This window comes from Moorena sp. SIO4A1 (assembly GCF_010672065.1).
Lineage (GTDB): Bacteria > Cyanobacteriota > Cyanobacteriia > Cyanobacteriales > Coleofasciculaceae > Moorena.
This window is the reverse complement of sequence record NZ_JAAHHX010000553.1, coordinates 1-1,681: the sequence shown is the minus strand read 5'-3', so window position 1 is coordinate 1,681 and position 1,681 is coordinate 1. Positions and strand designations below refer to the sequence as shown.

Sequence of the window (1,681 nt, the reverse complement as noted above, 5' to 3'; positions counted from 1 at the left end):
ACTCCCTTAAAGAAAGGCAAGGTAAGTCTTAGCTGTTCGCGTAGCGTGCGCGTAGCGCATTAGCTGAATGTTTATCTCTCTACTTCCTACTTCCTACTTCCTACTCCCTACTCCCTGCTCCCTGCTCCCGCGCAACCCAAGACGAAAGTACCTGATACCAATTACCCTTCCGATTAAATACACCAACTACTGACCAAACCTACCTTCGATTTGCTCTTCAAAAGACTTCCTTGGTTTAGAGTCAACTCGCAACGAGTTTCCATTGTCTGATAGCTCATAAGTCAGCGGCTTGCTCCCAAGTAGCTGGATACGACCTCGCCGTGCTAACTGCTTTGGAGGATTTTCCACCATCAGCGCTTCGATCGCCTCAATACGCTGAGAAATAGTTGGGTGCGTCTTGCTCTTAAGGCCGCCTCCGGGCAGTTCTGCTAAAGTATCAAGCCCTCGCACAGACCCTTCCGGATCAAACCCAGCACGAGCCAAATACTGATAAGCTATGCGATCAGCTTCCAATTCTAGATTGTGACTCAACTTTTGTATTCGCTCCTGCCACTCCCTCAGCCGTTTTTGAGCTTCTTGTTGATTGTCCGCAGAGGAAACATCAATAGACGCTTCATGGGCACTTTCAATTAGCTCAGAGATATGACCGTGACTATGGTGTGCCATTTCATGGGCAATCACAAAAGCCAAAGCCGAAACATCCCCTGCCATCAGATCCAACAAACTTTTATCAAGGGTAATCACATAAGCTGAATGGGCGTAGGCTTTTGTAGAATATTCAGGGACAATCCTCACTCGCCAGAAACGAGTATCTATGTCGTTGGTGCGAACGATGCGGTCTACGATCCTGTAAATTACGTACAAGTCTTGTGGGAGTTCGGCTTTAGCCTTTTCATAGGCAGTGGGAAGTTGATATCCCAAGGGTTGTTTTAGGGAAATGTCGGGCGCGGTCTGATCGGTTTGTGCAGCAGCAGCGGTTTGCATTGATAAAGACAGAGGAAGCATTAGTGCCAGCACAGAAGTGACAATCCTTGCCTGTGTTTTTACGCTTGTCAACATAATTTCTCCTTGCCCCTAGCTCAGGGCGTAAACTAATCAGAGGATAGATTTCTCTCTTCATTTACTTTCTATCAAAGTAGAATTTGGCTTGGATTTCCTAGTGTGCTACTCAATAATGTGTCCTAATCAATTGATAATAACTAATTTAGACTAAACTTTTAGTTTTGAACTCCAAGCCTTGTCAAAAGTAATCTCATGTCATCCAATCCTATAGCAAGTCTTATACCCATGAGGTACAAATCTCTGGTTTTTAGGGAGCAGGGAGCAGGGAGCAGGGAGCAGGGAAGAGGGAAGAGGGAAGAGGGAAGAGGGAAGAGGTAAAAAATAATGTGTACCTCATAGCTATGATAAACGCTATATATGTTGAACAGCTTAGCAGATTATAAATCAGCAATAACATCTGCAAGAACTGCCGCCATGGCATCAACACTATGGTACTTTACGCATAGCTCCCTGGCTTGAAGTCCTTTATGATTGGCAGCATCTAGATTCTGAAATACCTGTTGAATCGCCTCAGCTAGTTGTTGTGGCGAACTAGGCTCAACCAAATAACCGGTATCACCTAAAATTGTTGGGATATCCCCAACACGGGTAGACAAAACTGGTTTAGCCATTGCCATAC

Annotated in this window: 3 protein-coding genes; 1 reads left to right on the top strand and 2 read right to left on the bottom strand. The window is 45.2% G+C overall.

Annotated features, from left to right (window positions below; translation table 11 throughout):
* Nucleotides 1-67 precede the first annotated feature (67 nt).
* Entirely contained in the window at nucleotides 68-193 is a 126-nt protein-coding gene (locus F6K53_RS40545) for a hypothetical protein (protein WP_293085833.1), read from the top strand.
* Here F6K53_RS40545 and F6K53_RS40540 read toward each other — a convergent pair.
* A complete protein-coding gene (locus F6K53_RS40540) occupies nucleotides 187-1,059 on the bottom strand; it encodes a M48 family metallopeptidase (protein WP_293085830.1) in 873 nt (290 codons plus the stop codon). The two genes, F6K53_RS40545 and F6K53_RS40540, sit on opposite strands and share 7 nt — an antisense overlap.
* A 380-nt stretch (nucleotides 1,060-1,439) precedes the next feature.
* Nucleotides 1,440-1,681, bottom strand: a 242-nt coding sequence (locus F6K53_RS40535) for a glycosyltransferase (protein ID WP_293085827.1), incomplete at its 5' end; no start/stop codon positions are given.

What these genes read in the sequence shown, in the direction of transcription:
- F6K53_RS40545 (WP_293085833.1), top strand. Translation starts at nt 68, where the DNA reads ATGTTTATCTCTCTACTTCCTACTTCCTACTTCCTACTCCCTACTCCC.
- F6K53_RS40540 (WP_293085830.1), bottom strand. Translation starts at nt 1,059, where the DNA reads ATGTTGACAAGCGTAAAAACACAGGCAAGGATTGTCACTTCTGTGCTG.